The sequence below is a fragment of the Streptomyces sp. NPDC127084 genome, assembly GCF_042724175.1.
GTDB lineage: Bacteria > Actinomycetota > Actinomycetes > Streptomycetales > Streptomycetaceae > Streptomyces.
Genome location: NZ_JBHXFA010000246.1, coordinates 1 through 6729 on the forward strand (window position 1 = coordinate 1; position 6729 = coordinate 6729).

The window sequence follows — 6729 nt, forward strand, 5'->3', positions numbered from 1 at the left end:
AGACCCGCCACCGTCGGCGTCTCGAACAACTCGCGGATCGACACCTCGACACCCAGGACAGACCGCAACCGCGACACCAGACGCGTCGCGAGCAGTGAATGCCCGCCCAGATCGAAGAAACTGTCATCGACACCCCCGACCGGACGGCCCAGGACCTCACTGAACAGGCCACACAGGATCTCCTCCCGGGGCGTCCTCGCCAACCGGGACCGCACACCCGACACCGCGAAGTCAGGAGCCGGCAAAGCACGGCGGTCGACCTTCCCGTTCGGAGTCAGCGGAACAGCATCCAGCACCACCACCACCGCCGGCACCATGTACTCCGGCAAACGCGACCGCACACTCCCGCGAACCGCGCTCCCTTCCAGCACCGAACCCGCCTCGGCCACCACATAGCCGACCAGGACCCCGCCATCGACAACCGCGACCGCCCGCGCCACACCCTCGACAGCCAGCAGCCCGGATTCGACCTCACCCAGCTCGATACGGAAACCACGCACCTTGACCTGGGCATCCGCCCGGCCCACGAACTCCAACACACCCTGCGCGGACCATCGCACCACATCACCCGTGCGATACATCCGCCCACCACCCCACGGACACGCGACAAACCGCTCAGCCGTCAGATCCGCACGACCGTGATAACCACGCACCACACCCGCACCCGCGATATACAACTCACCACGCACACCCACCGGCACCGGACGCAACCACTCATCCAGCACAAACACCCGCTGATTCGCCAACGGCCCACCGATCGACACCGGACCACCAGCCGTCACCGCAGCACTCGTCGACCACACCGTCGTCTCGGTCGGACCATAAACATTCACCACCGACGACAACTCACCCACCAGCAACGACGCCACCTCACCCGGCAACGCCTCACCACCCACCAACCCCCGCACACCAGACAGCCGCCCACCGGCAACCTCAACCACCTCGCGCCACAGACTCGGCGTCGCCTGCATCACCGACACCCCCGACCGCACCGCCAACCCCACCAGCAGCTCCGCATCGGCAACCACCTCCGACGGCGCGACCACCACACACCCACCCGACACCAACGGCGCGAACAACTCCACCACCGCAATATCGAACGCGAACGTCGTCACCGCCAACACCCGATCCGCCGCCACCACATGCCGCAACCCCGCCAGCACATTCACCACACCGCCATGCGGCACCACCACACCCTTCGGCCGCCCCGTCGAACCCGACGTATAAATCACATACGCCGCCGACGACAACTCCGGCACCACACCAAGCGAAGACACCGACAACCGGTCAAGCTCCGCCTCCACACCGGCATCATCCAGCAACACCACCGGCACATCCGCCGTGATCACACCATCGAGCGCACCCGACACCGACAACACCAACACCGGCGCCGCATCCTCGACCACATGCAAGATCCGCTCAGCGGGATACCCCGGATCCACCGGCACATACGCACCACCGGCCTTCAACACCGCCAGCAACGCCACCACCACATCCACCGACCGCGGCAACGCCACCACCACACGCGACTCAACACCCACACCACGCGACACCAACCACCGAGCCAGACGGTTCACCCGCCCGTCCAACTCCCCATACGACAAACCCACATCACCACACACCACCGCAGGCGCACCCGGAACCAACCGCACCCGCTCCTCAAACAACACCGGCAACGACTTCACCGGTACGGGGGTCACCGGGCCCCGGTGGGCGGCGGGAAGAGTGCGCTCGCGCTGTTCCAGCACGTCCAGACGGCCGACCGGTGTGGCGGTGTCACCCGCCAGCGTGCGCAGCACCCGCAAGAGGCGCTCGCCCAGGGTTCGGGCGGTGGTCTCGTCGAGGAGCTCCTGGCGATAGGAGAGGCGCAGGTTCAGCTCGCTCCCGGGGATGACCATCAGGGTCAGCGGGTAGTGCGTGGCGTCGCGCCCCCGGAACCCGGCGATACGGAGCCCGCCGCCGTCCTCGGCCGCTCCGACTGTTCCGGTGGGTGCGGAGGGGTAGTTCTCGTAGATGAGCAGCGAGTCGAACAACGGTGTGTCGCCCCGCAGTCCGCTGAGCTGCTTGATGGACGGCAGGTCGTAGTGGTGGTGCGGCATGAGGTCGGCCTGCTCCCGCTGGACCCTGGTCACCAGGCCGGTGAGCGTTTCCGCGGGGCGCAGCCGGACCCGAACGGGGAGTGTGTTGATGAACAGGCCGACCATGGTCTCGGCGCCCGTGACCTCGACGGGGCGGCCAGAGACCGTGGCGCCGAACACCACGTCGTCGCGTCCGGTGTGCTGGGCCAGTACCAGTGCCCACGCCGTCTGCACCATGGTGCTCGAAGTGACGCCCAGGCTCCTGGCCCGTCGCGTGAGTGACGCCGTGGCTTCGGCGTCCAGGGCGAGTTCCAGCAGTTCCGGCAGGGCCGGGGGCGCCCCGATGACCGAGGGTACGAGCAGCGAGGGTTCGTCGAAGCCCTCCATGACCTCGGCCCACGCCGCACGGTCGGCGGCGGCGTCCCGGCGGGACAGCCATTCGAGGTGGGCGCGCGGCGGGCGCACCGGCGGCAGCCCGGAGGCATCGCCTCCGGTGCCGTACAGGGTGACGAGGTCGCGCAGGACGATCGGCTGGGACCAGCCGTCGAAGAGGAGGTGGTGGTTGGACATGACGAACACGTGCTTGTCCTCGAGGAGGCGTACGCACAGGAACCGCACCAGGGGCGGCTTCATGAGGTCGAAGGGCGCGTACCGGTCGGCCTCCAGCAGCTCGGCGAGGCGCGCCTCGCGTTCGCTCTCGGGGAGGTCGGTCAGGTCATGGTCGTACCAGGGCAGTGGTACAGCCTTCGGGATGAGCTGGACCGGCCGGCTCAACCCCTCGTGGCGGAACGCGGCCCTCAGCCCGGGATGTCTGACGAGCAGCGCTCGTGCCGCCGCCCGCAGGGACGGCACGGACAGCTCACCCTCGAGTTCGACGGTCAGCTGTACGGCGTAGACGTCGGGGGCGTCCTCGTCGTAGAGCCGATGGAAGAGCATGCCCTCCTGCATCGGGGAGAGCGGCAGGATGTCCTGCAGACCTGAATTGCTCATGAAGTCCTCCACTCGGCCTCGATGGCGTCGATTTCGTTCTGGCTCAGCCCGACTCCCAGCAGATCCGACGGGGTGTGTCCGCCCGCGTCAGGGGTGTCCGCGTGGTCGGCCAGCGCCTCCAGCGCCTCGACCCAGGTGTGGGCGAGCTCGGCGATCCGGTCCTGGTCGAAGAGGCCGGTGGCCCAGGTCCAGGTGGCGGTGAGGGACGGGCCGTCCTCGTACTCGCGGACCACCACGTTCAGCTCCACCGGGTGCAGCAGCGGGCCATGCGACTCTTCGGCGCCGGCGGTGCCCCGCGTCATGGGCTCGGACGTCTGGCCCTTGGTGCGGCCCAGGTAGTTGTAGGCGATCTGCGGGGCGGGAAGCGCCGCCAGGTCGCCCGAGGTGTCGGGGTTGAGGTAGCGGAGCAGTCCGTAGCCCGTCCCCTCTCCCGGTACCGCACGGAGCTGCTCCTTGACCGTCTTCACCGCCTGACCGGCGCCCTTGCCCGACCTCATGGCGTCACCGGCGTCCACTCCGCTGAGGTCCAGACGCACCGGGTGGACGCTGGTGAACCAGCCGACGGTCGTCGTCAGGTCGGCTCCGGGCATCAGTTCCTCATCCCGCCCGTGGCCCTCCACGTCGACCAGCAGGGCCGAGCCGTCGCCGCGCCAGCGGGTCACCGCGAGGGCGAGGCCGGTGAGGAGCACGTCATCGACAGCGGCGTGGAAGGCGGCGGGGACGGTGGACAGCACCCGTTCGGTGACGCCCGTCCCAACGGTCACGGACAGCCGGGCCGATGCGCCGAAGACATCGCGGTCACGGTCGAACGGCCGCTTGCCCAAAGGCTGGTCGGAGCCGGCGAGCAGGTGCTTCCACACCGTCGCCTCGGCGGTCCGTTCGGGGCTGCGGGCCGCGGTGTGCAGCGCGCGCGTCCACTGGCGCAGCGAGGTGCCGATGGGGCGCAGTTCCGGCTTCCGGTTCTCGCTCAGCGCGTTCCAGCACTCGATCAGCTCGGGCAGCAGGATCCGCCAGGACACCTCGTCGACGGAGAAGTGGTGGATGGCCACGAGGGCGAGCCCCGCCGTGTCGGGGCCTCGGTCGAACCAGACCACCTCGACGTTGCGTCCCTCGCGCGGGTTGAGCCGGTCCCGGGCCGCATCGGTCTCCTTCGCCACGCGGGCGGCTCCGCCGTCGGGTTCCGCGGCCAGGTCGACGCGGCGTACGGCATCGGCCAGGTCCACCGCATCCTCGTTCTGGATCTCCAGCGACTGCCCGCCGCCTTCGCCGACGAGTGTCAGGCGCAGCGCGTCGTGCCGCCGGACGATCGTCTCGACGGTGGTCCGCAGCTTCTCCAGACCACTGCTGGCCGGCAGCTCCAGGAACCGGGACTGGGCGAACCGTTCGCCGCTGCCGCCGCGCTCGGTGAACCAGCTGAGCACCGGTGTGACCGGCAGCGGCCCTTCCTCCTCGGAGACGGGCGCCGGGGCCCCGGACGGCGCCTCGGCGGACCGTGCCGCGGCGGCGAGTGTCGCCGGGGTCTGGTGTGTGAAGACGTCACGGGGGTTGAGGCCGAGTCCTTCCGCCCGAGCACGGCCGATCAGCTGGATCGACGAGATGCTGTCGCCTCCGAGATCGAAGAACCGGTCGTCGGGCCCGACGGCGTCGAGGCCGAGCACCTCCGCGAACAGCCTGCACAGCAGTTCCTCACTGTGACTCCGAGGAGCGGGCGACGTCTCGTGGCTGGGCTCGTGCCTCGGCTCGGGCAGCGCGCCGCGGTCGACCTTGCCGTTCGGCGACAGGGGCAACGCGTCAAGTACGACGTACGCGGACGGAACCATGTACGCCGGCAGGGTCGCCGCGACGAAGTGCCGCAGCTCCTCTGGGTCGAGCACTGCCCCGGATTCGGGCACGACGTAACCGACGAGCCTGCGGTGGCCGGGCTTGTCCTCGCGTACGGTGGCCGCCGCCTGGGCAACGCCGGGGAAGCGGGCCAGTACGGATTCCACCTCGCCGAGCTCGACCCGGAATCCGCCGAACTTGACCTGGTCGTCGTCGCGTCCGGCGAACTCCAGTGTGCCGTCGGGCCTCCAGCGGGCGAGGTCCCCGGAGCGGTACATCCGCTCACCCGGAGCGCCGTAGGGGGTGGCGACGAACCTCTCCGCGGTCCGATCCGGCGCCCGATGGTAGCCCCGGGCGAGTCCGGCGCCGGCGATCCACAGGTCGCCGACGACGCCCGGCGGCACGGCGCGCAGTCGGCCGTCCAGGATGTAGACCCTCTGGTTGTCGAACGGGGTGCCGATCGGGACGACGGGCAACTCCTCGTCGGACTCGTACTCCCAGGAGGTGGCCGCGACGGTGACCTCGGAGGGCCCGTACAGGTTGATCACCCGGTGCCGGGCAGCCCAGCGGTGTGCGGTGGCCGGCGGGAGGACGTCGCCGCCCATGGTGACCGTGAGGCCCGCCGGGAACTCTTCCTCGGGAAGGCTGGAGAAGACGGCGGGTGGCAGCATCATGTGGGTCACGCCGGTCGCGCCGACGAGTCGGGCGATCTCGCTGCCCAGAGGCTGGTCACCGGGTGCCAGGACGAGCGTGCCGCCGGTCAGCAGCGAGGCCAGGACGTCCCAGACCGCGGCGTCGAAGCTCATGGACACCATCTGCAGGAGACGGCTGCCCCGGCCGACGCGCAGGCGGGCGATGGTGCTCGACACCAGACTCGGCAGGCCCTCGTTCAGGAGCACCACGCCCTTGGGACGGCCGGTGGACCCCGAGGTGTAGACCATGAATGCCGGGCTGAGCGGAGAGACCGGCACTCTTCTGGGCGCGGTCGCACCGCCGTGGAGCACCGTCGCCATGATCCCGGGGTCGTCGAGCAGGAGGACCGGCGTGCTGTCCTGGGCGACCAGGTCGCGCAGACCGGCCTGAGTGACGATGAGTTCCGGTCGGCCGTCCTCCAGCATGAGAGCGATGCGCTCGGCCGGGTAGTTGGGGTCGAGCGCCATGACCGCTCCGCCGGCCTTGAGGGTGGCGAGGAGCGCCACGACCCAGGACTCGGAGCGCTCCAGGGCGACAGCGACGAACTTCTCGGGCCCGACCCCCCGCTCGGCCAACAGCAGGGACAACCGGTCCGACCGCCGGTCCAGTTCGGCGTACGTCAGGGTGCTTCCGCCGAAGACGACGGCCACGTCGTCGGGGGCATCGTGTACCACTGCGCGGAACACGTCGGCCACGGAGGCGCCGGACTCCTCCTGCGCGGTGTCGTTCCACGCCCTGAGGACCTTGTCCCGCTCGACGGGCGTCAGCGCGTCGTACGAGGACAGGGGCTGGTCGGGCACTCCGACGAGCGTCTCCAGCAGGTGTACGAAACGCTGGGCGAGAGCGGAGGCGGTCCCGGGCTCGAACAGGTCGGTGCTGAACTCCACCAGGCCCTGCAGCCCCATGAGACCGCCGCAGTCCCCGCGCAGCTCGGCGAAGCCGAAGAGCAGGTCGGACTTGGCCGTACCGGCGCCCACGGCCTCCGGTGTCGCGGTGAGCCCTCCCAGGCTGTCGGGTACGGCGTTCGCGCTGTGCTCACGCTCGTTGTTGAGGGTGAGCATGACCTGGTAGAGGGGGTGGCGGGAGAGTGAGCGTTCGGGGTTGACGATGTCGACGAGGCGTTCGAAGGGCAGGTCCTGGTGTGCGT

Annotated in this window: 2 protein-coding genes; both read right to left on the minus strand. The window is 69.7% G+C overall.

Going from position 1 to position 6729, the window contains the following annotated elements; translation table 11 throughout:
- The coding region (locus tag ACFWI9_RS32125; RefSeq protein ID WP_387168178.1) for an amino acid adenylation domain-containing protein at positions 1–3068 on the minus strand (3068 nt) is incomplete at its 3' end.
- Positions 3065–6729, minus strand: a 3665-nt coding sequence (locus ACFWI9_RS32130) for an amino acid adenylation domain-containing protein (protein WP_387168181.1), incomplete at its 5' end; no start/stop codon positions are given. The genes ACFWI9_RS32130 and ACFWI9_RS32125, both read right to left, overlap by 4 nt.